The sequence below is a fragment of the Pseudomonas sp. LB3P93 genome (assembly GCF_054898025.1).
Genome location: NZ_CM142713.1, coordinates 3,502,197 through 3,525,879, shown reverse-complemented (window position 1 = coordinate 3,525,879; position 23,683 = coordinate 3,502,197). Strand labels below are relative to the sequence as shown.

The 23,683-nt window shown below is 59.1% G+C and carries 21 protein-coding genes; 16 read left to right on the top strand and 5 right to left on the bottom strand.

What is annotated here, in order from left to right:
• The first annotated feature begins 58 nt into the window (after nucleotides 1-58).
• Entirely contained in the window at nucleotides 59-511 is a 453-nt protein-coding gene (gene rnhA, locus ACYZT8_RS15820; RefSeq protein WP_008028618.1) for a ribonuclease HI, read from the top strand.
• Between the two features lie 127 nt (nucleotides 512-638).
• Here rnhA and ACYZT8_RS15815 read toward each other — a convergent pair whose 3' ends face one another.
• A complete protein-coding gene (locus tag ACYZT8_RS15815) occupies nucleotides 639-941 on the bottom strand; it encodes a DUF2388 domain-containing protein (RefSeq protein ID WP_461974016.1) in 303 nt (100 codons plus the stop codon).
• A 189-nt stretch (nucleotides 942-1,130) separates the two neighbouring features.
• Here ACYZT8_RS15815 and dnaQ point away from each other — a divergent pair, with 189 nt between their 5' ends.
• The 3 genes from dnaQ to ACYZT8_RS15800 all read left to right on the top strand — a co-directional run bounded on the left by dnaQ (nucleotide 1,131) and on the right by ACYZT8_RS15800 (nucleotide 5,075).
• Entirely contained in the window at nucleotides 1,131-1,889 is a 759-nt protein-coding gene (gene dnaQ, locus ACYZT8_RS15810) for a DNA polymerase III subunit epsilon (protein WP_010459800.1), read from the top strand.
• 301 nt (nucleotides 1,890-2,190) lie between these two features.
• On the top strand, nucleotides 2,191-4,446 hold the full coding sequence (locus ACYZT8_RS15805) for an Orn/Lys/Arg family decarboxylase (RefSeq protein WP_461974014.1): 2,256 nt from the start codon (nucleotides 2,191-2,193) through the stop codon (nucleotides 4,444-4,446).
• Between the two features lie 14 nt (nucleotides 4,447-4,460).
• Entirely contained in the window at nucleotides 4,461-5,075 is a 615-nt protein-coding gene (locus ACYZT8_RS15800) for a GNAT family N-acetyltransferase (protein ID WP_461974012.1), read from the top strand.
• Here ACYZT8_RS15800 and ACYZT8_RS15795 read toward each other — a convergent pair.
• A complete protein-coding gene (locus tag ACYZT8_RS15795; RefSeq protein ID WP_461974010.1) occupies nucleotides 5,041-5,934 on the bottom strand; it encodes a LysR family transcriptional regulator in 894 nt (297 codons plus the stop codon). The genes ACYZT8_RS15800 and ACYZT8_RS15795 overlap by 35 nt on opposite strands.
• Before the next feature lie 88 nt (nucleotides 5,935-6,022).
• Nucleotides 6,023-6,283 carry a hypothetical protein gene (locus tag ACYZT8_RS15790; protein WP_461974009.1) on the bottom strand — a complete coding sequence of 87 codons (261 nt, stop codon included), beginning with the start codon at nucleotides 6,281-6,283 and terminating at the stop codon, nucleotides 6,023-6,025.
• Between the two features lie 174 nt (nucleotides 6,284-6,457).
• On the opposite strand from ACYZT8_RS15790, the gene ACYZT8_RS15785 reads away from it, so the two are divergent.
• The 3 genes from ACYZT8_RS15785 (at nucleotide 6,458) to ACYZT8_RS15775 (ending at nucleotide 8,792) form a co-directional block, all read left to right on the top strand.
• A complete protein-coding gene (locus ACYZT8_RS15785) occupies nucleotides 6,458-7,018 on the top strand; it encodes an NADPH-dependent FMN reductase (protein WP_461974007.1) in 561 nt (186 codons plus the stop codon).
• 112 nt (nucleotides 7,019-7,130) lie between these two features.
• Nucleotides 7,131-7,478 carry a metalloregulator ArsR/SmtB family transcription factor gene (locus ACYZT8_RS15780; RefSeq protein ID WP_461974005.1) on the top strand — a complete coding sequence of 116 codons (348 nt, stop codon included), beginning with the start codon at nucleotides 7,131-7,133 and terminating at the stop codon, nucleotides 7,476-7,478.
• A gap of 30 nt (nucleotides 7,479-7,508) precedes the next feature.
• Nucleotides 7,509-8,792, top strand: a complete 1,284-nt coding sequence (locus ACYZT8_RS15775; protein ID WP_461974003.1) for an arsenic transporter — start codon at nucleotides 7,509-7,511, stop codon at nucleotides 8,790-8,792.
• Between the two features lie 107 nt (nucleotides 8,793-8,899).
• Here ACYZT8_RS15775 and ACYZT8_RS15770 read toward each other — a convergent pair whose 3' ends face one another.
• Nucleotides 8,900-9,850, bottom strand: a complete 951-nt coding sequence (locus tag ACYZT8_RS15770) for a DUF1853 family protein (RefSeq protein WP_461974001.1) — start codon at nucleotides 9,848-9,850, stop codon at nucleotides 8,900-8,902.
• 112 nt (nucleotides 9,851-9,962) lie between these two features.
• Between ACYZT8_RS15770 and ACYZT8_RS15765 the strand changes: the two genes are divergently transcribed.
• The 9 genes from ACYZT8_RS15765 to ACYZT8_RS15725 all read left to right on the top strand — a co-directional run bounded on the left by ACYZT8_RS15765 (nucleotide 9,963) and on the right by ACYZT8_RS15725 (nucleotide 22,778).
• Entirely contained in the window at nucleotides 9,963-10,853 is an 891-nt protein-coding gene (locus ACYZT8_RS15765) for an NAD(+) kinase (RefSeq protein WP_010459816.1), read from the top strand.
• Nucleotides 10,853-11,824: a metallophosphoesterase gene (locus ACYZT8_RS15760; RefSeq protein ID WP_461973999.1), complete on the top strand. Its 972-nt coding sequence runs from the start codon at nucleotides 10,853-10,855 to the stop codon at nucleotides 11,822-11,824. Before ACYZT8_RS15765 ends, ACYZT8_RS15760 begins: the two co-directional genes overlap by 1 nt.
• A complete protein-coding gene (locus ACYZT8_RS15755) occupies nucleotides 11,821-12,690 on the top strand; it encodes a rhomboid family intramembrane serine protease (protein WP_461973997.1) in 870 nt (289 codons plus the stop codon). The genes ACYZT8_RS15760 and ACYZT8_RS15755 overlap by 4 nt, the downstream gene beginning before the upstream one ends.
• Before the next feature lie 30 nt (nucleotides 12,691-12,720).
• Nucleotides 12,721-12,981 (top strand): YeaC family protein, encoded by a 261-nt coding sequence (locus ACYZT8_RS15750; protein ID WP_461973995.1) that lies wholly within the window; start codon nucleotides 12,721-12,723, stop codon nucleotides 12,979-12,981.
• Nucleotides 12,978-13,808, top strand: a complete 831-nt coding sequence (locus tag ACYZT8_RS15745) for a DUF2797 domain-containing protein (protein ID WP_461973993.1) — start codon at nucleotides 12,978-12,980, stop codon at nucleotides 13,806-13,808. Before ACYZT8_RS15750 ends, ACYZT8_RS15745 begins: the two co-directional genes overlap by 4 nt.
• Before the next feature lie 10 nt (nucleotides 13,809-13,818).
• A complete protein-coding gene (gene pepN, locus ACYZT8_RS15740; protein WP_461973991.1) occupies nucleotides 13,819-16,476 on the top strand; it encodes an aminopeptidase N in 2,658 nt (885 codons plus the stop codon).
• Nucleotides 16,477-17,284: 808 nt separating this feature from the next.
• Nucleotides 17,285-18,553 (top strand): IS110 family RNA-guided transposase, encoded by a 1,269-nt coding sequence (locus ACYZT8_RS15735; RefSeq protein WP_461973989.1) that lies wholly within the window; start codon nucleotides 17,285-17,287, stop codon nucleotides 18,551-18,553.
• Nucleotides 18,554-19,291: 738 nt separating this feature from the next.
• Entirely contained in the window at nucleotides 19,292-20,365 is a 1,074-nt protein-coding gene (locus ACYZT8_RS15730) for a WD40/YVTN/BNR-like repeat-containing protein (RefSeq protein ID WP_461973987.1), read from the top strand.
• Between the two features lie 28 nt (nucleotides 20,366-20,393).
• Nucleotides 20,394-22,778, top strand: a complete 2,385-nt coding sequence (locus ACYZT8_RS15725) for an efflux RND transporter permease subunit (RefSeq protein WP_131062059.1) — start codon at nucleotides 20,394-20,396, stop codon at nucleotides 22,776-22,778.
• A 176-nt stretch (nucleotides 22,779-22,954) separates the two neighbouring features.
• Here the strand turns inward: ACYZT8_RS15725 and ACYZT8_RS15720 are convergent, their stop codons facing one another.
• Nucleotides 22,955-23,674, bottom strand: coding sequence for a FadR/GntR family transcriptional regulator (locus ACYZT8_RS15720; protein ID WP_461959136.1), 720 nt, complete (start codon nucleotides 23,672-23,674; stop codon nucleotides 22,955-22,957).
• Nucleotides 23,675-23,683: the final 9 nt, after the last annotated feature.

Here is a 23,683-nt window from a genome sequence, read left to right as displayed (position 1 = left end):
GCCTCGGGCATCGTCGGTCACTGATCGGCGAGCCACCGCATTTTCTGGATAGATTGGCATGAGCGATAGCGTAGAACTCTTCACCGACGGCGCCTGCAAAGGCAACCCTGGCCCTGGCGGCTGGGGCGCATTGCTGGTGTGCAAAGGCGTGGAAAAGGAACTGTGGGGCGGCGAAGCCAATACCACCAACAACCGCATGGAGCTGATGGGCGCGATCCGCGGCCTGGAAGAACTCAAGCGCTCCTGTGACGTGCTGCTGGTGACCGACTCCCAGTACGTGATGAAAGGCATCAACGAATGGATGGACAACTGGAAGAAACGCGGCTGGAAAACGGCGGCCAAGGAACCGGTCAAAAACGCTGATTTGTGGAAGCTGCTGGATGAGCAGGTCAACCGCCACAACGTCACCTGGAAATGGGTGCGCGGGCACATCGGCCACCACGGCAACGAACGGGCCGACCAACTGGCCAACCGTGGCGTGGATGAAGTGCGCGGGTACAAGCAGGCCTGAGCCTCACTCTGATCGTTCCCATGCTCTGCGTGGGAATGCAGCCCGGGACGCTCTGCGTCCTAGTTGGAACGCGGAGCGTCCCTTGAGGCATTCCCACGCAGAGCGTGGGAACGATCATGTGACGGGTTCACAGCATCAAAATAGCGGTGGCTAATTGTTGATCTGAGTACTCCTCGGCTACAGCACCGCGAATCCGCAAAAACGCCGCCTCGATTCGCGCCCCGTGTATCGTTCCCTCGCTCGCCACAAACGCCGCCGCATCATCCTTCGCCGCCAGCACAATCTTGTCGTCGCTGAATGACCCGCTGGTGCCTTTGCTCGAGCTCAGCGTCAGACTCAAAGTCACGTCAGTGCTGATCACGAAGCTGGTGGCCTGGGCTCCCGTGCCCCACAGGCTAATACTCAATAATAGAAATCGTGCGGTCTTCATGGCGGACTCAATCCCTTGGAAACAAGCCGCGCACGCTAACAATCCGTTGTGTTCCAGACTTTATGAACATTGCTAATGATTGTTAAAAACTGCATGAGCGCCGGTCACCTGGCTGTGCGCGCGCCGGATCCCGCGAGCGTGTTAACATCGCCGCTTTTGCACGATTGACCCGTTGAGAGCTGAGCACTGATGGCCACCAGATCCGTTGTACTCGATACCGAAACCACCGGCATGCCGGTGACCGACGGCCACCGGATTATCGAAATCGGTTGTGTCGAGTTGATCGGTCGGCGCCTGACCGGCCGGCATTTCCACGTTTACCTGCAACCGGATCGCGAGAGTGACGAAGGCGCCATCGGCGTTCACGGCATCACCAACGAATTCCTGGTGGGCAAACCGCGTTTCACTGAAGTGGCCGATGAGTTTTTCGAATTCATCAAGGGCGCGCAGCTGATCATCCATAACGCGGCGTTCGACGTTGGCTTCATCAACAACGAATTCGCCTTGATGGGCCAGCACGATCGTGCGGACATCACGCAGCACTGCTCGATCCTCGACACCCTGATGATGGCCCGGGAACGTCACCCGGGGCAGCGCAACAGCCTCGATGCGTTGTGCAAACGTTATGGCGTCGACAACTCGGGCCGTGAACTCCACGGCGCCTTGCTCGACTCCGAGATCCTCGCTGACGTTTACCTGACCATGACCGGCGGCCAGACCAGCCTGTCTTTGGCCGGTAATGCCTCCGACGGTAACGGTTCCGGCGAAGGCGCAGACAACTCTGCCACCGAAATCCGCCGCTTGCCGGCCGATCGCCAGCCAACCCGAATCATTCCCGCCAGCGAAGACGACCTGGCCCGGCACGTGGCGCGTCTGGAAGCCATCGCCAAGTCCGCCGGCGCCCCGTCGCTGTGGCAGCAACTGGTCGAGGCCAAGGCGCAGGCCTGATCTGTCAGATGTTGAGGCGTTGAGACATTCTGTGGCGAGGGAGCTTGCTCCCGTTGGGCTGCGAAGCGGCCCCCGCATTCCTTCAGAAGCACAGAGTTCGCAGGATTGACGACTGCTTCGCAGCCGAACGGGAGCAAGCTCCCTCGCCACAAATAGTCCTGCTGCATGTTGGAGTAGATGGCCACATGATGGTGCACTCATTGACCCGCTTCGGGGCATCGACGCTCGCCACATGCGCTTGAACCCTCTACCCTGAGGTGATTGGCAGGCCAAGGTCTGCAGCCTCAGGACACTGAGCCTCATGTATAAAGATTTGAAATTCCCGGTGTTGATCGTCCATCGCGACATCAAGGCCGACACCGTCGCCGGTGACCGCGTGCGGGGCATCGCCCGGGAGCTGGAGCAGGAAGGCTTCAGCATTGTTTCGGCGGTGGATTACACCGAAGGGCGTCTGGTTGCTTCGACCCATCACGGCCTCTCCTGCATGTTGATTGCCGCTGAAGACGCCAGCGCGCACTCTCATTTGTTACACAATATGGCTGAGCTGATCGGCCTGGCGCGGGTGCGTGCGCCGGACTTGCCGATCTTCGCGCTGGGCGAACAAGTCACGCTGGAAAACGCTCCGGCCGACGCCATGGCCGAGCTCAATCAGCTGCGCGGCATTCTCTATCTGTTCGAAGACACTGTGCCCTTCCTGGCTCGGCAAGTGGCCCGGGCGGCCCGCAAATACCTTGATGGTTTGCTCCCGCCCTTTTTCAAGGCGCTGGTGCAACACACGGCCGATTCCAACTATTCCTGGCACACGCCCGGTCACGGCGGCGGTGTGGCCTATCACAAGAGCCCGGTGGGGCAGGCCTTTCACCAGTTTTTTGGGGAGAACACCCTGCGTTCGGACCTGTCGGTCTCGGTACCGGAATTGGGCTCCTTGCTCGATCACACAGGCCCGCTGGCCGAGGCGGAAGCCAGGGCGGCGCGTAATTTCGGCGCCGATCACACCTTTTTCGTGATCAATGGCACCTCGACCGCCAACAAAATCGTCTGGCATTCGATGGTCGCTCGCGACGACCTGGTGCTGGTGGACCGCAACTGCCACAAGTCGGTGCTGCACTCGATCATCATGACTGGCGCGATTCCGCTGTACCTGTGCCCGGAGCGTAATGAACTGGGAATCATCGGCCCGATCCCGCTGAGCGAATTCAGCCGAGAATCGATCAAGGCGAAAATCGACGCCAGCCCGCTGACGAAGGGCCGTGAGCCCAAGGTCAAGTTGGCCGTGGTGACCAATTCGACCTACGACGGACTCTGCTACAACGCCGAGCTGATCAAGCAGAGCCTGGGCAACAGCGTCGAGGTCCTGCATTTCGATGAGGCCTGGTATGCCTACGCGGCGTTCCACGAGTTTTTCGCCGGCCGTTACGGCATGGGCACGTCCCGTACTGAAGACAGCCCGCTGGTGTTCACCACGCATTCCACACACAAACTGTTGGCCGCGTTCAGCCAGGCTTCGATGATTCATGTCCAGGACGGCGGTGCACGGCAATTGGACCGCGACCGCTTCAACGAAGCGTTCATGATGCATATCTCGACGTCGCCGCAGTACAGCATCATCGCCTCGCTGGATGTGGCATCGGCGATGATGGAAGGCCCGGCCGGGCGTTCGCTGCTGCAGGAAATGTTCGACGAGGCGCTGAGCTTTCGCCGGGCCCTGGCCAATCTGCGTCAGCACATCGCGGCGGATGACTGGTGGTTTTCCATCTGGCAGCCGCCTTCGGTGGAAGGCATCGACCGTGTTGTCACCGAAGACTGGCTGCTGCAACCCGATGCCGACTGGCACGGCTTTGGTGGTGTTACCGACGATTACGTGTTGCTCGATCCGATCAAGGTCACCCTGGTCATGCCCGGCCTGACCGCGGGCGGCGCTCTGAGCGAGCGCGGGATTCCGGCGGCAGTGGTCAGCAAGTTCCTGTGGGAGCGCGGGCTGGTGGTCGAGAAGACCGGACTGTATTCATTCCTGGTGCTGTTCTCGATGGGCATCACCAAGGGCAAATGGAGCACGCTGCTCACCGAGTTACTGGAGTTCAAGCGCAGTTACGACGCCAACGTCAGTCTGGCCACCTGCCTGCCGTGCGTGGCGCAACAGAACGTCGCGCGTTATCAGGGCATGGGTTTGCGGGATTTGTGCGATCAATTGCACACCTGTTATCGCAGCAATGCCACGGCCAAACACCTCAAGCGCATGTACACCGTGCTGCCGGAAATCGCCATGAAACCGGCTGACGCCTATGATCATTTGGTGCGTGGTGAAGTGGAGGCGGTGTCGATCGATGCCCTGGAAGGGCGAATTGCCGCGGTGATGCTGGTGCCGTATCCGCCAGGCATCCCGTTGATCATGCCGGGCGAGCGGTTTACCGAGTCGACTCGGTCGATCATCGATTACCTGTCGTTTGCTCGCACGTTCGACAGCAGTTTCCCCGGGTTTGTCGCTGATGTGCACGGACTGCAAAACGAAGACGAGGGCAATGGACGGCTTTACACCGTTGATTGCATCAAGGAATGAGGACCTTTCCGAGTATGCAACCGATCATGAATCCCAAATACCCAGGCCTCTCGGTGCGTGTCGCCGACGAGGGTTTCGCGCCCTATATCTGGGGCAGCGACTTCAGTTTTGAAGTCGCGGCCTATGGCGCAGCCGAAATCGGCAAACCGGTGGAGCAGTGGCCGGTAATGCCGATCACCCCTTATCGAAAGTGCTACGGCATTGATCCCGAAGAGTTCAGCAGCTTTCGCGATGCCGCCGACAGTGCGATTTTCATGGCCTATCTCGATGACGAGCCCGTCGGCCATCTGGTGGTCAGCACCAACTGGAACGGCTTCGCTCATATCGACGAGTTGGCCGTGCATGCGCCGGCGCGCCGGCACGGTGTGGCCAAGGCGTTGCTGGATGTGGCGCAGTTCTGGAGTCGCAAGAAGAAGCTGCCGGGCATCATGCTCGAAACCCAGAACAACAATCTGGGAGCCTGTCGACTGTATGAGCGCTGTGGTTTCGTGATTGGCGGGATCGATCATCTGCGTTATCGCGGCATCGACCCGAACACCGCCGAAGTGGCGCTGTTCTGGTATCGCTTGTTCGATAATTCGCTGGAAAACCCGCTCAGCTCGACAACATCGCCGCGGCTTGTTCCGTGATGATCTCCAGCAGCACCTGAACGGCCGGCACTGGCTCGCCGTTCTTCAGGGTCAGGGCATACAGGCTGATCGGCACCGCAGGCGCCAGTGGGCAAGCATCCAGCCCGCTCGACTTGGCACCGAGGGCGGTGAACGGGTCGACGATCGCCAGGCCTTCACCGGCCTCGACCATGCTGCGCATCATCTGATGAGTCTGCACCCGGGTCTGGATGACCGGGGCAGGGCGCAAGGCATGTAGTTTGTTGTCGAGCGCGGGGCTCAATGGGTCATGACCTTCCAGGCCAACCATCGATTGGCCGGCCAGATCCTGCAACGAAATGTACTTCTGTTTGGGTTGCAGCCAGCCATGGGGCGCCAATAACTGGAGTTTGCCTTGGGCAATCACTTGGCAATGAATGTCGGCGTGGTCGGGATCATGCAGGCTCAGTCCAAGATCGCTTTCACGCAGCAACAGGCTTCTGACGATTTCGCGAGTGGGCTGGCTCAGCAGGGTGCAAGGCGCATCGGGAAGACGTCGGCGCAGGGCCGCGATGCTGTGGGGCAACAACTGTTGCGCCAACGGCGGGGTGCAGATGATGCGCAGCGGGTGCGCCTGATATTGCTTGAGGCTGCTGGCCAGTCGCTGGACCGGCTCTAGCGCGTCGTAGACGTGGGCGATTTCAACCTGTAACTCCCGCGCCTCGCGTGTTGCCTGCAAACGTCCACGCACGCTGGAAAACAGCATGAATCCCAACTGATCCTCGGCGTCGCGCAAAATGCCTTCGACCTCGGCCACCGGCAACTGCAGCCATTCGGCGGCGGTGCCCAGGTGACCGGTCTGCAGGAGCGCGTGGATCACTTCGATATGACGTAAACGCATGCGTGAAGTCCATGTTCAGCAGGTGAGGGAGTCAGTGACTGAATCCTAACTCAAGTGCGCGCATATGACTTCTGCTCATAACGCGGGGTTATGAGGCGACGTTGGTTTCCGGCAGGCTGCCGACATAGGTGTCGGGTTCGCGCACGATGGTGACGTCCGATTGCACCAGCAGAAACTGGTTGTCATCGAGCTTGCGGACGCGATCGCCAATGGCCAGTTTGTAGGTGGTGACAGGCTCCGTGCCGCCCAGGCCGTCTGCCGACGGGGTGGATTCCTGGAACTCATGCACGGAATAAACGCGGCCTTCCGCGTCTCTTGCATGGAACTGACCGACGAGTACTGCTGCCATCTGCTTAGAACCTCTGGAGATAAATCACTCAATTTGCGGTTCTGTAGACCGTGCTTGGGCGAGGTAAGTTTTCCTACAGGAAAAAAATAGTCAGGGGCGGCGAATTCAACAGCCCTCTGGGTGATTCGTCATCTATAACTACAAGTCTTTCCATCGAACAGTCGAGAATCTTCCATGAGCAACGTCTACACGATCGCCGTACTGGTCGGCAGCTTGAGAAAGGAATCGATCAACCGCAAGGTTGCGCTGGCCCTGGCCGACCTGGCGCCTGCCAATCTCAAGCTCACTATCGTCGAAATCGGCGATCTGCCGCTCTACAACGAAGACATCGATGGAGCTTCACCGCCGGCAGCCTACAGCACTTTCCGACAACAAGTGAGCTCATCCGACGCAGTGCTGTTCGTCACCCCCGAATACAATCGCTCGGTGCCGGCGCCAATGAAGAATGCGATCGACGTGGGGTCGCGCCCGTATGGCAAGAGTGCATGGAGCGGCAAACCGGGTGCGGTGATCAGCGTTTCGCCGGGCGCTGTCGGTGGTTTCGGGGCCAACCATCATTTGCGGCAGTCCATGGTGTTTCTGGATGTGCCGTGCATGCAGCAACCGGAGGCCTATCTGAACGGTGCCGGGTCGGCGTTTGATGAGGCGGGAAAATTGTCCGAATCGGTGAGGCCGTTCTTGCAGAAGTTTATCGATGCTTATGGGAAGTGGGTTGAGCAACACAAAAAAGAGTGACTGGAAATCCCCCGTAGCAGCTGCTACACGGACCGTGTTTTAAGTCTTTGCTTTACTGCATATTCGAAATTCCATATATTCACGCCTCGTTTGTCCAGAGGCGTGTTCCCTCATGTCCAGCTCCCGCAGTCCCGTCGATATTTTCAAGGCCCTGGCCGATGACACCCGCAGTCGTATCGCACTGTTGATCGCCCGCGAAGGCGAGTTGTGCGTGTGTGAACTGACGGCCGGGTTGGACCTCAGCCAGCCAAAGATCTCCCGTCATCTGGCGCAGTTGCGCAGCAATGGTCTGCTGGCAGACCGGCGTCAGGGCCAGTGGGTTTTTTATCGCCTGCACCCGCAATTGTCGCCGTGGGTCATCACGCTGTTGCAAGGTGCACTGGCCGATCACGCTGAGTGGCTGGCCGCTGATGTCGACCGTTTGCAAACAATGGCTGATCGCCCGGTTCGCTGCTGCTAATCCCCGATTTTTCTTTGAAGGCTGCTCCGCATGCTCATCGCGTCACTGATTTTTCTACTGACCATCACTTTGGTGATCTGGCAACCCAAAGGCCTGGGTGTTGGCTGGAGTGCGGTATTCGGCGCAGTGCTGGCGCTGATTTTCGGGGTGGTGCACCTGGGTGACATCCCGATTGTGTGGCAAATCATCTGGAACGCCACCGGCACCTTCGTGGCGTTGATCATCATCAGCCTGTTGCTGGACGAGGCGGGGTTCTTTGCCTGGGCTGCCTTGCACGTGGCCCGTTGGGGGCGGGGCAGCGGACGTAAACTTTTCGCTTATATGGTGCTGCTCGGCGCGCTGGTGTCGGCGTTGTTCGCCAATGACGGTGCGGCGCTGATTCTTACGCCCATCGTGATTTCCATGCTGTTGGCGTTGCGCTTTTCTCCGGCCGCCACCCTGGCGTTCGTGATGGGCGCTGGCTTCATCGCCGACACCGCAAGCCTGCCGCTGGTGGTGTCGAACCTGGTGAACATCGTTTCGGCGGACTTCTTCCACATCACCTTCAACCGATATGCGGCGGTCATGATTCCGGTCAACTTTGTCAGTGTCGCCGCCACGCTGGCGATGCTGATGTGGTTTTTCCGTCGTGACATTCCCAAGGATTACGACCCCGAACAACTGGAGCATCCGTCGACCGCGATCCATGACAAGACCACGTTTTATGCCGGTTGGGTGGTGCTGGTGATTCTTCTGCTCGGCTGCTTTGCCCTTGAACCGCTGGGCATTCCGATCAGCGCCATTTCGGCCGTGTGCGCGGCGTTGCTGCTGGTCATTGCCGCCCGTGGCCATAAGATTTCCACGCGTAAGGTGATTAAAGAAGCACCGTGGCAGATCGTGATTTTCTCGCTGGGCATGTATCTGGTGGTGTATGGCCTGCGCAATGCCGGGCTTACCGGGTATCTGGCCGGGTGGCTGGACGGGTTTGCGAATTACGGCGTTTGGGGCGCGGCCATGGGCACGGGCGTGCTGACGGCGCTGTTGTCGTCGATGATGAACAACATGCCGACAGTGTTGATTGGTTTGCTGTCAATCGATGCAAGCCAGGCCACAGGGGCAGTGAAGGAGGCGATGATTTATGCCAACGTTATTGGCAGCGATCTGGGGCCGAAAATTACCCCGATTGGTAGCCTGGCGACGTTGTTGTGGTTGCATGTGTTGCAACGCAAGAATATTCAGATTGGCTGGGGGTATTACTTCAAGGTCGGGATTGTGTTGACGTTGCCGGTTTTGTTGGTGACGTTGGCGGCTTTGGCGTTGCGGTTGTCCATCTAGACCGAGGCGGCCCCTTCGCGGGCAAGCCTTGCTCCTACACAGGGTGTAGGGTGCTTTTGTAGGAGCGAGGCGTGCCCGCGAAGGGGGCAGACCAGACACTACAATTCTCAGCCACTACCCGGCACATTCGGCCAAAGATCCGCCACCAGAAACAACCGCTCAGCTTCCTCCCAATCACCGTCGGCATTCTCGATCAGCCGCACCATCAGTTGCGCCGGGGCCAAAGGCTCCAGATCGCTGAGCCACGCATTCAACTGCTCGGTATTCCAGGTCTGTTCCACAGAATAATGCGCCGGCGCCAGCCAGGCATGGCGGGGCAGGGGTTGCCAGCGGCCGAACGGGCGCTGCACGACAAAATCCGCCCAGTCCTTCTGATGCAGCCAGCTTCCGCGCAAATGCTGTGGATGCGCGCCGTTGGGTGGTCTGGCTTGCCCAGGCCACGGATACAACAGATAGCCGCCCAGCCACAGATGCGCGCTGAACTGCTGGATATCCAGCGCCGCCAGCACCTCGCGGCTCTCAGGTCGGGCGGAAATCGGTAACTGATGCTGCGACAGGTGCGCCAGTTTGCGGTCCAGCCGATCATGACAACCCGGCCCGAGCCACTGCGCTGTGTCGTGTCCGTCGCCATTCTGCGGGCCCAGATAAAGTTTGATTGCCAGTTCCAGGTGATGCATGCCATCGCGGTCGCGCAGCAACATGTCCAGCTCACCCAGCGTGTGGCCTTCGCGGCGGATCGGCATGTTGGCGGCAATCAACTCGATGCCCGGGGCATGGCGCACGGCGTATTGCCACAGCCGTTCGTAATACAGGCCCAGGCGCCGGGTCCTGGCCTGTGCCAGCCAGTGCAGCAAGTCATAACTGTCACGATCGAGTTGTCTCAGCCACTGTTCCAGCCGCTCCGGTGCCTGCACCCAGTCGCTGCCGGTCAGCGGATGTCGTTGCGGCCACGGGGTAATGTCGAGCATCGGCGGCGCGAGGATGACCCAGGCCAGGTCGCGCACTTCGGGGTGGCGCAACTGGTGGGGTAACTGGAGCAAATCGGGAAATAGGATCATCTTGCGAGCATAGCCCTAAACATGAGTACACCCTTGTGGCTGAAAGGATTTTGTCTATCCCGCGCTTTCGCCCATAATCGTGTTTTTCGCCGTCACAGACCTCAGGGGCCCCATGGAGCAATTTCGTAATATCGGCATCATCGGTCGCCTCGGCAGTTCGCAGGTGCTGGATACCGTCCGCCGACTGAAACGGTTTCTGCTCGATCGTCACCTGCACGTGATCCTCGAAGACACCATCGCCGAAGTCCTGCCGGGTCATGGCCTGCAAACCTCGTCCCGCAAGATGCTCGGCGAAGTATGTGACATGGTGATTGTGGTCGGCGGTGACGGCAGCCTGCTTGGCGCCGCGCGTGCCTTGGCCCGACACAATATTCCGGTGCTCGGCATCAACCGAGGCAGCCTCGGTTTCCTGACCGATATCCGCCCTGATGAACTGGAAGTCAAAGTCGCCGAAGTTCTCGATGGCCACTATCTGGTGGAAAACCGTTTCCTGCTGCAAGCCGAAGTACGCCGCCACGCTGAAGCCATTGGCCAGGGCGACGCGCTGAACGATGTGGTGCTGCACCCTGGCAAATCGACGCGGATGATCGAGTTCGAACTGTACATCGACGGCCAGTTCGTCTGCAGTCAGAAGGCCGATGGCCTGATCGTCGCCACGCCCACCGGTTCGACCGCCTACGCGCTGTCGGCGGGCGGGCCGATCATGCATCCCAAGCTCGACGCTATTGTGATTGTGCCAATGTACCCCCATACCTTGTCGGGCAGGCCGATTGTGGTCGATGGCAACAGTGAGCTGAAAATCGTCGTGTCCAAAGATATGCAGATTTACCCGCAAGTCTCCTGTGACGGGCAGAACCATTTCACCTGCGCGCCGGGCGACACCATCACCATCAGTAAAAAAGCCCAGAAGCTGCGGCTGATTCACCCACTCGACCACAACTACTATGAGGTCTGCCGGACCAAGCTTGGCTGGGGCAGCCGGTTGGGTGGTGGAGGCGACTGATGCTCGATCCCGCGCGTAGCTACGACCTGATCGGTGACGTGCACGGTTGCGCTCTGACCCTTGAGCACTTGCTCGACCGGCTCGGTTATCACAAACAAGGTGGCGTCTGGCGGCATCCATCGCGCATGGCGGTGTTCGTCGGTGACATCATCGACCGCGGCCCGCGGATTCGCGAGGCGCTGCACATCGTCCACGACATGGTCGAGGCCGGTCAGGCGCTGTGCATCATGGGCAACCATGAATTCAACGCCCTCGGCTGGGCCACACCGGCGCCGCCGGGCAGTGGCAAACAGTTTGTGCGCGAACACACGCCACGCCATGCGCGCCTGCTCGGTGAAACCCTGACTCAATTTCAAGATCATCCCGGCGACTGGCATGACTTCCAGCAATGGTTCTACGAATTGCCATTGTTCGTGGATGCCGGGCGTTTCCGCGTGGTGCACGCCTGCTGGGACTCCGGCCTGATCGAACCGTTGCGCGCGTTGTTCCACGATGGTTGCGTCGACGAGCATTTCCTCCAGGCCTCTGCTGTGCCAGGCAGTTTCGCCTGCACCGTGTTCGATCGCTTGCTGCGCGGCACCGACATGCGTTTGCCGCACGGCTTGACCATGACCAGCGGCGATGGCCTGACGCGTTCGTTCTTCCGCACCAAATTCTGGGAAGACGACCCGCAAACCTACGGAGACATTGTGTTCCAGCCTGATGCCTTGCCCGAACCGGTGGCCCAGACGCCGCTGTCGTCCACCGAAAAAAATACCTTGCTGCGGTACGGTGTCGATGAGCCGCTGTTGTTTGTTGGCCACTACTGGCGCAGCGGAAAACCGGCGCCGATCCGTCCGAACCTGGCCTGCCTGGATTACAGCGCGGTGCTCTACGGCAAACTGGTCGCCTATCGCCTGGATCAGGAAACCCGTCTCGACCCGCACAAATTTGTCTGGGTCGATGTCGAGCGGCCGGAGGTGCTGCAATGAGTACCGTTGCCGTTTTACGTCTGCCGCTGGCGGTGGATTTGAGTGGGTTCGTCAAACTGCTGCAACGCATGCAGGTGCCGCATCGGGTCAGCGAAGAGTCGGGCGAACAGGTGTTGTGGGTGCCGGCCAATATCAGCGAAGACGTCCGTTCCTTATATGAACGTTTTCCGGCGGGCGACCCGGACCAGCAACTGGACATTCCGGTCGCGCAAACTATCAGGCGCCCCGGTTTCGTCGAGCAACTGCGTCATGCCAAGGCGACAGGGCTGGTGTTACTGCTGAGCCTGATTGTCGGTGCGGTGACGCTGTTGGGCGAAAACCTCGACACGATGCGCTGGTTGACCTTCCTCGATTTTCGTATCGTCGGCGAGTACATCCATTTTGTGCCCTTGGCGGACAGCCTGGCGGCGGGGCAGTGGTGGCGTCTGGTGACGCCGATGCTGATCCACTTCGGCATTCTGCACCTGGCCATGAACGGTATGTGGTACTGGGAGCTGGGGCGGCGCATCGAGTCGCGTCAGGGCAGCATCAACCTGATTGGCCTGACCTTGCTCTTCAGCCTGGTGTCCAACTACGCCCAGTTTGTTTTCAGCGGCCCGACCTTGTTTGGCGGGTTGTCCGGCGTGCTGTACGGCCTGCTCGGGCATTGCTGGATTTTCCAGATATTGTCGCCGAACCCGGCTTATCGCCTGCCGCGTGGCGTGCTGGTGATGATGCTGGTGTGGCTGGTGCTGTGCCTGTCGGGGCTGGTCTCGATGATTGGTTTCGGTGAAATAGCTAACGCTGCCCACGTCAGCGGGTTGCTCGTCGGATGCTTGACCGGTTTGTTGGGTGGTTTGTACAACCGCCGTAAACTGGCCGTCTAAACAGTTATGTATTAAAGAGCGGAGACCTTGATGTCCTCTTTTAACGAAATGATCCAAAACATCACCCCCGATATCTACCAGAGCCTGAAACTGGCGGTGGAAATCGGCAAATGGTCCGACGGTGGAAAACTCACTGCCGAACAACGCGAACTGTCGCTGCAAGCGATGATCGCCTGGGAAATCAAGAATCTGCCCGAAGACCAGCGTACCGGTTACATGGGCGTGCAGGAGTGCGGTTCGAAGTCGATTGAAGTGCCGAACATCCTGTTCAAGTCGGATGCCGTCCATTGATTGAGATTGGCCGCGGTGCAATCAGCAAAATGTCGGCGCGCCTTGACGGGCCGAACGTGCAGTACGCGTTTCGTCTGGATGACGTCGAGGTGCCGGTCAATCCATTGATCGGCTCCACGGTGCGCCTCGAGTATTTGGGGGCGATCCATTGCTCCCATTGCGGGCGCAAGACCAAAACCAGTTTCAGCCAGGGTTATTGCTACCCGTGCATGACCAAACTGGCGCAGTGCGATCTCTGCATCATGAGCCCGGAGCGTTGCCACTACGATGCTGGTACGTGCCGGGAGCCGGAGTGGGGCGAGAAGTTCTGCATGACCGATCACATTGTGTATCTGTCGAACTCTTCCGGGGTGAAGGTCGGGATTACCCGCGCCACCCAGCTGCCGACTCGCTGGATCGATCAGGGCGCCCGTCAGGCGTTGCCAATCATGCGTGTCTCGACCCGCCAGCAATCGGGTTTCGTCGAAGACCTGTTCCGCAGTCAGGTAGCAGACAAGACCAATTGGCGTGCTTTACTCAAGGGCGACGCGGTGTCGGTGAACCTGGCCGAGGTTCGCGATCAGCTATTTGATAGTTGCGCCGAAGGTTTGCAAGGTTTGCAGGAACGATTCGGCCTACAAGCAATCCAGACTATTGCCGATGTAGACGTCCTCGAAATCCGCTATCCGGTCGAGCAATACCCGGCCAAAATCGTCAGCTTCAACCTGGACAAGAATCCGATTGCCGAAGGCACGCTGTTGGGGATCAAGGGCCAATACCTGATTTTCGACACCGGCGTGATCAATATTCGTAAATACACGGCTTATCAGCTCGCCGTGCATCAGTAAGGACTCCAGCATGCGCACCGAACAACCGAAGATGATCTACCTGAAGGACTATCAGGCGCCCGAATACCTGATCGACGAGACGCACCTGACCTTCGAGTTGTTCGAGGACCACAGCCTGGTCCATGCGCAACTGGTGATGCGCCGCAATCCAGAGCGAGGCCCGGGCCTGCCGCCGCTGGTGCTGGATGGCCAGCAACTTGAACTGCTGTCGGTCACCCTGGCCGACAACGAGTTGAGCGACGCTGATTATCAATTGACCGAAAACCATCTGACCCTGCACCCGACCAGCACCACGTTCACGGTCGATACCAGCGTCAAGATCCACCCGGAAACCAACACCGCCCTGGAAGGCCTCTACAAATCCGGAACGATGTTCTGCACCCAGTGCGAGGCGGAAGGGTTCCGTAAGATCACCTACTACCTTGACCGTCCGGACGTGATGAGCACGTTCACCACCACGGTCGTCGCCGAGCAGCACAGCTATCCGGTGTTGCTGTCCAACGGCAACCCGATTGCCTCTGGTCCCGGCGAAGATGGCCGGCACTGGGCGACCTGGGAAGACCCGTTCAAGAAACCGGCGTACCTGTTCGCACTGGTGGCCGGTGACTTGTGGTGTGTCGAAGATACCTTCACCACCATGAGCGAGCGCTCCGTGGCGCTGCGCATTTACGTCGAGCCGGAAAACATCGACAAATGCCAGCACGCGATGAACAGCCTGAAGAAGTCCATGCGCTGGGACGAAGAGGTCTACGGTCGCGAGTACGATCTGGACATCTTCATGATCGTCGCGGTCAACGACTTCAACATGGGCGCCATGGAGAACAAGGGCCTCAACATCTTCAACTCCAGCGCCGTGCTGGCCCGCGCCGAAACCGCGACCGACGCCGCGCACCAGCGTGTCGAAGCGATCGTCGCCCACGAGTACTTCCACAACTGGTCGGGCAACCGCGTGACCTGCCGCGACTGGTTCCAGTTGTCGCTCAAGGAAGGCTTCACCGTGTTCCGCGATTCGGGCTTCTCCGCCGACATGAACTCGGCGACCGTGAAGCGCATCCAGGACGTGGCCTATCTGCGCACCCATCAGTTCGCCGAAGACGCAGGTCCCATGGCTCACGCCGTGCGCCCGGACAGCTTCATCGAGATTTCCAACTTCTATACCCTGACCGTGTACGAAAAGGGTTCGGAAGTGGTCGGCATGATCCACACCTTGCTCGGCGCCGAAGGCTTCCGTAAAGGCAGCGACCTGTACTTCGAACGTCATGACGGCCAGGCCGTGACCTGCGATGACTTCATCAAGGCCATGGAAGATGCCAACGGCGTCGACCTGACCCAGTTCAAACGCTGGTACAGTCAGGCCGGTACGCCGCGTCTGGCGGTGAGCGAGTTTTACGACGCGGCAGCGAAAACCTACAGCCTGACCTTCCGCCAGAGCTGCCCGGCGACTCCGGACAAGGTTGAAAAACTGCCGTTCGTGATTCCTGTGGAATTGGGCCTGCTGGATTCGAAGGGTGCGGCGATTGCGTTGCGTCTTTCCGGTGAAGACCGTGCCCAGGGCACTTCGCGGGTCATTTCGGTGACCGAAGCCGAGCAGACCTTCACCTTCGTCGACATTGCTGAACAGCCGCTGCCTTCGTTGCTGCGCGGTTTTTCGGCACCGGTGAAACTGAGCTTCCCGTACAACCGCGATCAACTGATGTTCCTGATGCAGCACGACAGCGACGGTTTCAACCGCTGGGATGCCGGTCAGCAACTGTCGGTTCAGGTGCTGCAGGAGTTGATTGCCCAGCAGCAGAAGGGCGAGAAACTGGTGCTGGATCAGCGCCTGATTTCTGCCTTGCGCACCGTGCTGTCCGACGAAACGCTGGACCAGGCGATGGTCGCGGAAATGCTATCGCTGCCGGGCGAGGCGTATCTGACTGAAATCAGCGAAGTGGCTGACGTCGATGCCATCCATATCGCTCGCGAGTTTGCCCGCAAGCAATTGGCCGAAGGTTTGTTCGAAGCGTTGTGGCTGCGTTATCAGGCCAACCGCGATCTGTCGAAGAAAACCCCGTATGTGGCCGAGGCCGAGCACTTCGCACGTCGCGCGTTGCAAAACATTGCGCTGTCGTACCTGATGCTCAGCGGCAAGCCGGAGGTGTTGGCGGCGACGCTTGAACAATTCGAGAGCAGCGACAACATGACTGAGCGCCTGACGGCGTTGGCGGTGTTGGTCAACTCGCCATATGAAGAAGATAAAGCCCGGACGCTGGCGAGTTTTGCCGAGCACTTCAAGGACAATCCGCTGGTCATGGATCAGTGGTTCAGTGTCCAGGCGGGCAGCACGTTGCCGGGTGGTCTGGAGCGTGTTCGTCAATTGATGGAGCATCCGGCGTTCAACATCAAGAACCCGAACAAGGTGCGGGCACTGGTCGGCGCGTTTGCCGGGCAGAACCTGATCAACTTCCATGCGGCCGATGGTTCCGGGTATCGCTTCCTGGCGGACCTGGTGATCGAGTTGAACGGGTTTAATCCTCAGATCGCTTCTCGCCAACTGGCACCGCTGACTCGCTGGCGCAAGTATGACGACGCGCGTCAGGCGTTGATGAAAGGTGAACTGGAGCGGATTCGTGCTTCGGGTCAGTTGTCCAGTGATGTGTTTGAAGTGGTCAGCAAGAGCCTGGCCTGAGTTTGGCTTTACTCCCTCAGGGTTCACTTGGGCCCTGTGGGAGCTGGCTTGGCTGTAATGGCGGCCTTCGGGCCGACCATGCTGTTGTTGATTGAGTACATATCCGTTTCTGCGGTAACGGCGGCTTAGGGTTTCGCCCTTACGGCGACTCACTTTTTTTACAAGCGCCTAAAAAAAGTAAGCAAAAAAACGCTCGCCCCAAGCGTCCGGCCCCTCGCCTGGGCTCGGCGTACCTTCGCTCCGGTATCCATCCGGGGACACTGCCCTCCGGTTGGCTTCGCTGCACCTACATGCAGCGTGTTCGACTGCGTCGAACGGCGCTACGCGCCACTCCCCGGATGAACACCTCCACTCAGCCTCCCGAGGGGGCGGGTGGATCAAGATCAAAAGCTGAAGGCGAGCTAACGCTCGGCCTGATGAGTGGTGAAGAGCAAAAGCCGTACGTTGCTCTGCTTTATGTGGGAGCGGGCTTGCTCGCGAAGGCGGCCTGACAGCTGACCAATTTCTTGCAGGTGTACATCAATCCACTGTGGGAGTGAGCCTGCTCGCGATATAGGTAGTCCGTTCCTTTCTCTTCCATACTGACTTCGCTGGAAGTTCGCTGTCGGCGAGGAAGGAACATGCACCTGCGGGCTACGAATATGCTCGCGAAGCACTCGATGATTACGCCATCACCTTCGAGCCCACAGGTGCGCTTGCGCCCTCTAACGAATTCTCAGGGAAAGCCCGACACGGCTCTCTATATCGCCTTCGCTGGACGCAAGCATGCATGTCCCTGCATGTACTTTAGCGCCTGTGGAGGTGTTCCATGCAAACGCTCCTGTCTCAGAGGTTCACTGCTTATATCGGAATTGATTGGGCAGATGCCAAGCACGACATCTGTTTGCAGATAACTGGAGAGGCTCAGCGGAGTTTCGAGGTCATCGACCACAAGCCCGAGTCGATTGATCGCTGGGCCAAGTCGCTGCATCAACGTTACGGTGGCCCGATCGCGGTCGCCGTGGAGCTGAACAAAGGGCCACTGATAGCGGCTCTGCAAAAATATGAGTTTTTTTGTATCTTTCCGATCAATCCGAGCACCTTGGCCCGGCACCGTAAAACCTTCGTCCCCAGTGGCGCCAAGGATGATCCAACGGATGCTCAATGGGCGCTTGAGCTGTTGCTGAATCACCCAGAACGGTTTCCTCAACTGGTCCAGCAAAGCTCCGCCATGCGTTCGCTCGCCAGTCTGACCGAACATCGCCGTGGGCTGGTCGATGACCGGGTCAAGATCAGCAACCGTCTGGTCTGCATGCTCAAACAGTATTATCCGTTGGCTCTTGAGCTGTTTCATGACCATGACACGCTGGTTTTCTGTGAGTTTTTGGCGCGCTGGTCGACATTTGAAGTGCTTAAGCGCGCTCGGCCGGCCAGCGTTTTGAAGTTCCTTCACGCGCATAATGTTCGCCATGCTGAACTCAATCAGCAGCGTTTGGCGTTGATCACCAAAGCCATGCCGTTGACTGAAGATCCAGGCGTGGTCAGTCCTTCAGCGCTGTATGTGCTGGCCCTGGTCTCGCAACTGAAAGGGGTCATCACGGCGATCAAAGACTTTGATCGGGAGATCGAAAAAACCGCCAATACCCTGGCCGACTACCGCCTCTTCCAGGCCTTGCCCGGCGCGGGGCAGCAGCTTGCGCCACGGTTGATGGTGGCTTTTGGTGAGCAGCGAGATCGCTTCAAGGATGCCAGTTCGATGCAGCGATACGCCGGGATCGCACCGGTTACCGAACGTAGCGGCAAGAAAAAAGTCGTTCATTGGCGCTATCAATGCGCAACTTTTTTGCGCCAGACCTTTGTTGAGTGGGCTGCACACAGCATCAATCAATCGGTGTGGGCAGAAGCTTATTATCGCCAGCAAAGGGCCAAAGGCTGCTCTTACCAAGCCGCCCTCAGGGCCTTGGCGTTCAAGTGGATCCGGATCGTTTATCGGTGCTGGAAGACCAGCACCGTGTACGACGAAAAGGTTTATTTACAGGCCTTGCTCCGGCACGGCTCGCCGTTGACCAGCGAGCTGAACACAGCAAAATCGCGTTGACGGAAAGGCTCAGGGCGTGATGGCGGTGTGTCAGGCAAAGCAATGTTGATCGGACTACCTATATCGCGAGCAGGCTCGCTCCACAGGTGTGAGGATGTTGCGGCTGCGGCTGCGGCCGTGGCTTTTGACGTTGATCTTGATCTTGATCTTGATCTTGATCTCTCGCCCCTTCGGCAGGCCGAGCGTAGGTGTTCATCAGGGGGTTAGGCGCGAAGCGCCGTGCGGCGAAGCCGCACACATCGAGAGGAGGTCGTCGCGAAGCAGACCGTAGGCGATGCCCCCTGATGGACACCGTAGCGAGGGAACGCGGAGCCTCAGCGAGGCGCCGTACGCCGGGGCGAAGCCTTTTGCTTACTTTTCGGCGTTTGGAAAAGTGAGTCGCTGTAAGAGCGAAACCATAAGTAGCCGTGACCGCAGAAACGGATATGTACTCCGAACCCCGAACCCCGAACCCCGAACCCCGAACCCCGAACCCCGAGCCCCAAACAAACCCAGAAACCCCAATCACCCCACCTGATACCCAATCATTCACCCAAACCGCATTCCGCCCCAGTTAACAAAACATAACGTGGCGTCGATTGTCAGACCTTTCCAAACCCCGATAGGATAAGCCAGCTTCCGAAGGGGCTCTAGATTGCGCATTTCAGGACTATGCTCCAGAACAGGCAATCCTGATGAGCACCCCTTACGGCGCCCTGAAAGGTTGAACGACCTAACAATAAGAATGGGGGAAGGTCTATGAGTGAGCCTGTCATGGGTGTGGGTATTTGCCGCCCGCCGGCATTACGCAAGTTCGCGTTGCTGGCTACAGCGCTCTCGCTGTTGGGTTGTGCGGTGCTGTCGGCACCTGCGTTGGCCGCTGCGGCGCCAGCGTCCGACATTGTTTATGCCGTTGAATCTGCCAAAGCCAGCAAGAGCCTGATGCTCGACGTGGTGCACGCCGGCAAGCGCCTGGTGGCCGTTGGTGATCGCGGGCACATTCTGTATTCCGATGACCAGGGTGCCACCTGGACCCAGGCCAAGGTGCCTACCCGGCAATTGTTGACCTCGGTGTTTTTCGCCGATTACAAACACGGCTGGGCCGTCGGCCATGACGCACAGATCCTCGCCAGCGAGGACGGTGGCGCTACCTGGACCAAGCAATTCGAAGATTTGAAACGCGAATCACCGCTGCTCGACGTCTGGTTCCAGGACGTCAACAGCGGCTTTGCCGTGGGTGCGTACGGTGCGTTGCTGGCCACCACCGACGGTGGCAAGCACTGGGAAGATGCCAGTGATCGCCTAGACAACGAAGACCAGTACCACCTCAACGGCATTGCGGCGGTCAAGGATGCCGGGCTGTTCATCGTCGGCGAGCAGGGCAGCATGTTCCGCTCTGCCGACTGGGGCCAGACCTGGGAAAAGCTTGAAGGCCCATACGAAGGTTCGCTGTTCGGCGTGATCGGCACCGCTCAGGCCAACACGCTGCTGGCCTACGGGTTGCGCGGCAATCTGTTCCGCTCCACCGATTTCGGTACAACCTGGGAGCCGGTCGAGCTCAAGGCTGCCCGCGGTGCGCTGGAGTTCGGTCTGTCTGGCGCAACCTTGCTTGATGACGGCTCCATCGTGATCGTCGGCAACGGCGGCTCGGTGATCCGCAGCAACGACAACGGCGAAACCTTCAGCGTGTTCAACCGTTCGGATCGCATTTCCGTTTCGGCGGTGACTGCAGCAGGCGACGGTAATCTGATTCTGGCGGGACAGGGCGGCGTTCGCGTCACCTCGCCAACCGGCGCCGGCGCAGAGAATGGAAAAAACGGGTCGTCCAAATGAGCCGGGCAAATAATAAGAAGGCGGGTCTATGACATCCTTGAGCAGTCATCACCAAGACAAGGCGACGTTTCTTGAGCGCCTGATTTTCAACAACCGCCCGGCGGTGATCGTCATCTGCCTGCTGGTCAGCATCTTCCTGTTCTGGCAGGCGACGCTGATCCGGCCGTCCACCAGTTTCGAAAAAATGATCCCCCTGGAGCATCCATTCATCCAGAAGATGATGGAGCACCGTAACGATCTGGCGAACCTGGGCAATACGGTGCGCATTTCGGTGGAAGCCACCGATGGCGACATCTTCTCCAAGGAATACATGGAGACCCTGCGTCAGATCAACGACGAGGTGTTCTACATTTCCGGTGTCGATCGTTCCGGCCTCAAGTCGTTGTGGAGCCCGAGCGTACGCTGGACCGAGGTGACAGAGGAGGGTTTCGCCGGTGGCGAAGTGATCCCTCAGAGCTATAACGGCTCCCAACAAAGCCTCGACCTGCTGCGCAACAACGTGCTCAAGTCCGGTCAGGTCGGGCGTCTGGTGGCCAACGACTTCAAGTCGAGCATCGTCGATATCCCGCTGCTGGAGTCCTACCCGGATCCGCAGGACCAGGGCAAGTTGCTGGCGCTGGACTACCGCAAGTTCTCCCACGAACTTGAAGAAAAGATCCGCGACAAGTTTGAAGCGCAGAACCCTAACGTGCAGATCCACATCGTCGGTTTCGCCAAGAAAGTCGGCGACCTGATCGATGGCCTGGTCATGGTGGTGATGTTCTTCGGCGTCGCCTTCATCATCACTCTGATCCTGCTGTACTGGTTCACCAACTGCATGCGCAGTACCGTGGCGGTGTTGAGTACCACGCTGGTGGCGGTGGTCTGGCAGCTGGGGTTGATGCACTTCTTTGGCTTCGGACTCGATCCGTATTCGATGCTGGTGCCGTTCCTGATCTTCGCCATCGGTATTTCCCACGGCGTGCAGAAGATCAACGGGATCGCCCTGCAGTCCAGCGAAGCCGACAACGCCTTGACCGCCGCACGACGCACGTTCCGTCAATTGTTCCTGCCGGGGATGATCGCGATCCTGGCGGACGCGGTGGGCTTCATCACGCTGTTGATCATCGACATTGGTGTGATTCGTGAACTGGCCATTGGCGCATCCATTGGTGTGGCAGTAATCGTGTTCACCAACCTGATCCTGCTGCCGGTGGCGATCTCCTACGTCGGTATCAGCAAGCGTGCCGTCGAACGCAGCAAGAAAGACGCACACCGTGAACACCCGTTCTGGCGCCTGCTGTCGAGCTTTGCCAGCCCGAAAGTCGCACCGGTGTCGATCATCCTGGCCTTGCTGGCCTTCGGTGGCGGCCTCTGGTACAGCCAGAACCTGAAGATCGGTGACCTCGACCAGGGTGCTCCCGAGTTGCGTCCAGACTCTCGTTACAACAAGGACAACAACTTCATCATCAGCAACTATTCCACCAGTTCCGACGTGTTGGTGGTGATGGTCAAGACCAAGTCCGAAGGCTGCTCGCGCTACGAAGCCATGGCGCCGATCGACGAGCTGATGTGGAAGATGCAAAACACCGAGGGCGTGCAGTCGGCGATCTCCCTGGTGACCGTGTCCAAGCAGATGATCAAGGGCATGAACGAGGGCAACCTGAAATGGGAAACCCTGTCGCGCAACCCTGACGTACTGAACAACTCCATCGCCCGTGCCGATGGCTTGTACAACAACAGTTGCTCCCTGGCGCCGGTGCTGGTGTTCCTCAACGACCACAAGGCCGCCACCCTGGATCGCGCGGTGCATGCGGTTCAGGACTTCGCCAAGGAAAACAACAAGGACGGCCTGGAGTTCATCCTCGCAGCAGGTAACGCGGGTATCGAGGCGGCCACCAACGAGGTGATCAAGGAATCCGAACTGACCATCCTGATCCTCGTCTACATCTGCGTCGCGACCATGTGCATGATCACCTTCCGTTCCTGGGCGGCGACCTTGTGCATCGTGCTGCCGCTGGTGCTGACGTCGGTACTCGGCAACGCCCTGATGGCCTTCATGGGCATCGGCGTGAAAGTCGCGACCCTGCCGGTGGTGGCGTTGGGTGTGGGGATTGGCGTGGACTACGGCATCTACATCTATAGCCGTCTGGAAAGCTTCCTGCGTGCGGGCCTGCCGCTGCAAGAGGCGTACTACCAGACGCTGAAGTCCACCGGTAAAGCCGTGCTGTTCACCGGCCTGTGCCTGGCGATCGGCGTGTGCACCTGGATCTTCTCGGCCATCAAGTTCCAGGCCGACATGGGCCTGATGCTGACCTTCATGCTGCTCTGGAACATGTTCGGTGCGCTGTGGCTGTTGCCAGCGCTGGCACGGTTCCTGATCAAACCGGAGAAACTGGCGGGGCAGAAGGGCAACTCGTTGTTCGCTCACTGATCCCTGGCTGAAACAAAAAAGCCGCAACCTGAGTTGCGGCTTTTTTACATCCAAAATTTCACATTAACCCCTGTGGGAGCGGGCTTGCCCGCGATTACGTACTGTCAGTCGATACATATGTTGAATGTGCCGCCGCCATCGCGGGCAAGCCCGCTCCCACAGGGTTTCAGTGGTGGTTAAGAGGGATCAGTGCCGAGCACGACGTTCAACGCACTGCGCGCATCGTCCAGCTGTACGAGGGTGGCATGCCGTGCACCCAGCGCATCACGATTCTCGATCGCCGTCAGAATCGCCTTGTGCCGAGGCAACGCCAGTTCATGCAGATTCGGCCGCTGGTTGGAATGCTTCAGCGCTTCGGCAATCGCCACCGACAGCATGTTGCACAGGTTCGCCAGCAGGTCGTTGTGGGTCGCATCGGCGATCCGGCTGTGAAAGTCCAGGTCCGGCTGCAACAAGGCTTCAGGCGTCGGTGCGGCTTCCATGCGCTGGTAGGCTTCACCGATGGAGGCGATGTCCGCGTCGGTCGCGAATTGCGCGGCGAGGGCGGCGGCAGCGGGTTCGATGATGCTGCGCACGCTGGTCAGCAAATCGAAGAATTGATTCTGCGGGCTGCTTTGCATCAGCCAGTGCAGCACATCCGGATCAAGCATGTGCCATTCCTTGCGCTGCTTGACCACGGTGCCGACACGCGGACGGGAATACACCAGGCCTTTGGCAACCAGCACGCGGGTGGCTTCGCGCAGCACCGGGCGGCTGACCGCGTACTCCTCGCACAGCAGGGCTTCGGCGGGCAGTTTGTCACACGGTTTGAAGCGTCCGGAAACGATCTGCATGCCCAATTCCTGGACGATGCGCGAGTGCATGCTTTTGCGGTCGGAGGGTTTGCGGTAATCCATGGGGCGCGG

Coding starts and splice junctions, on each gene's coding strand:
- ACYZT8_RS15795 (WP_461974010.1), bottom strand. CDS start 5,934: ATGCGTTTACGTCATATCGAAGTGATCCACGCGCTCCTGCAGACCGGT.
- ACYZT8_RS15780 (WP_461974005.1), top strand. CDS start 7,131: ATGTCCAGCTCCCGCAGTCCCGTCGATATTTTCAAGGCCCTGGCCGAT.
- dnaQ (WP_010459800.1), top strand. CDS start 1,131: ATGGCCACCAGATCCGTTGTACTCGATACCGAAACCACCGGCATGCCG.
- ACYZT8_RS15735 (WP_461973989.1), top strand. CDS start 17,285: ATGCAAACGCTCCTGTCTCAGAGGTTCACTGCTTATATCGGAATTGAT.
- ACYZT8_RS15815 (WP_461974016.1), bottom strand. CDS start 941: ATGAAGACCGCACGATTTCTATTATTGAGTATTAGCCTGTGGGGCACG.
- ACYZT8_RS15755 (WP_461973997.1), top strand. CDS start 11,821: ATGAGTACCGTTGCCGTTTTACGTCTGCCGCTGGCGGTGGATTTGAGT.
- rnhA (WP_008028618.1), top strand. CDS start 59: ATGAGCGATAGCGTAGAACTCTTCACCGACGGCGCCTGCAAAGGCAAC.
- pepN (WP_461973991.1), top strand. CDS start 13,819: ATGCGCACCGAACAACCGAAGATGATCTACCTGAAGGACTATCAGGCG.
- ACYZT8_RS15760 (WP_461973999.1), top strand. CDS start 10,853: ATGCTCGATCCCGCGCGTAGCTACGACCTGATCGGTGACGTGCACGGT.
- ACYZT8_RS15800 (WP_461974012.1), top strand. CDS start 4,461: ATGCAACCGATCATGAATCCCAAATACCCAGGCCTCTCGGTGCGTGTC.
- ACYZT8_RS15770 (WP_461974001.1), bottom strand. CDS start 9,850: ATGATCCTATTTCCCGATTTGCTCCAGTTACCCCACCAGTTGCGCCAC.
- ACYZT8_RS15775 (WP_461974003.1), top strand. CDS start 7,509: ATGCTCATCGCGTCACTGATTTTTCTACTGACCATCACTTTGGTGATC.
- ACYZT8_RS15790 (WP_461974009.1), bottom strand. CDS start 6,283: ATGGCAGCAGTACTCGTCGGTCAGTTCCATGCAAGAGACGCGGAAGGC.
- ACYZT8_RS15765 (WP_010459816.1), top strand. CDS start 9,963: ATGGAGCAATTTCGTAATATCGGCATCATCGGTCGCCTCGGCAGTTCG.
- ACYZT8_RS15720 (WP_461959136.1), bottom strand. CDS start 23,674: ATGGATTACCGCAAACCCTCCGACCGCAAAAGCATGCACTCGCGCATC.
- ACYZT8_RS15805 (WP_461974014.1), top strand. CDS start 2,191: ATGTATAAAGATTTGAAATTCCCGGTGTTGATCGTCCATCGCGACATC.
- ACYZT8_RS15730 (WP_461973987.1), top strand. CDS start 19,292: ATGAGTGAGCCTGTCATGGGTGTGGGTATTTGCCGCCCGCCGGCATTA.
- ACYZT8_RS15725 (WP_131062059.1), top strand. CDS start 20,394: ATGACATCCTTGAGCAGTCATCACCAAGACAAGGCGACGTTTCTTGAG.
- ACYZT8_RS15785 (WP_461974007.1), top strand. CDS start 6,458: ATGAGCAACGTCTACACGATCGCCGTACTGGTCGGCAGCTTGAGAAAG.
- ACYZT8_RS15750 (WP_461973995.1), top strand. CDS start 12,721: ATGTCCTCTTTTAACGAAATGATCCAAAACATCACCCCCGATATCTAC.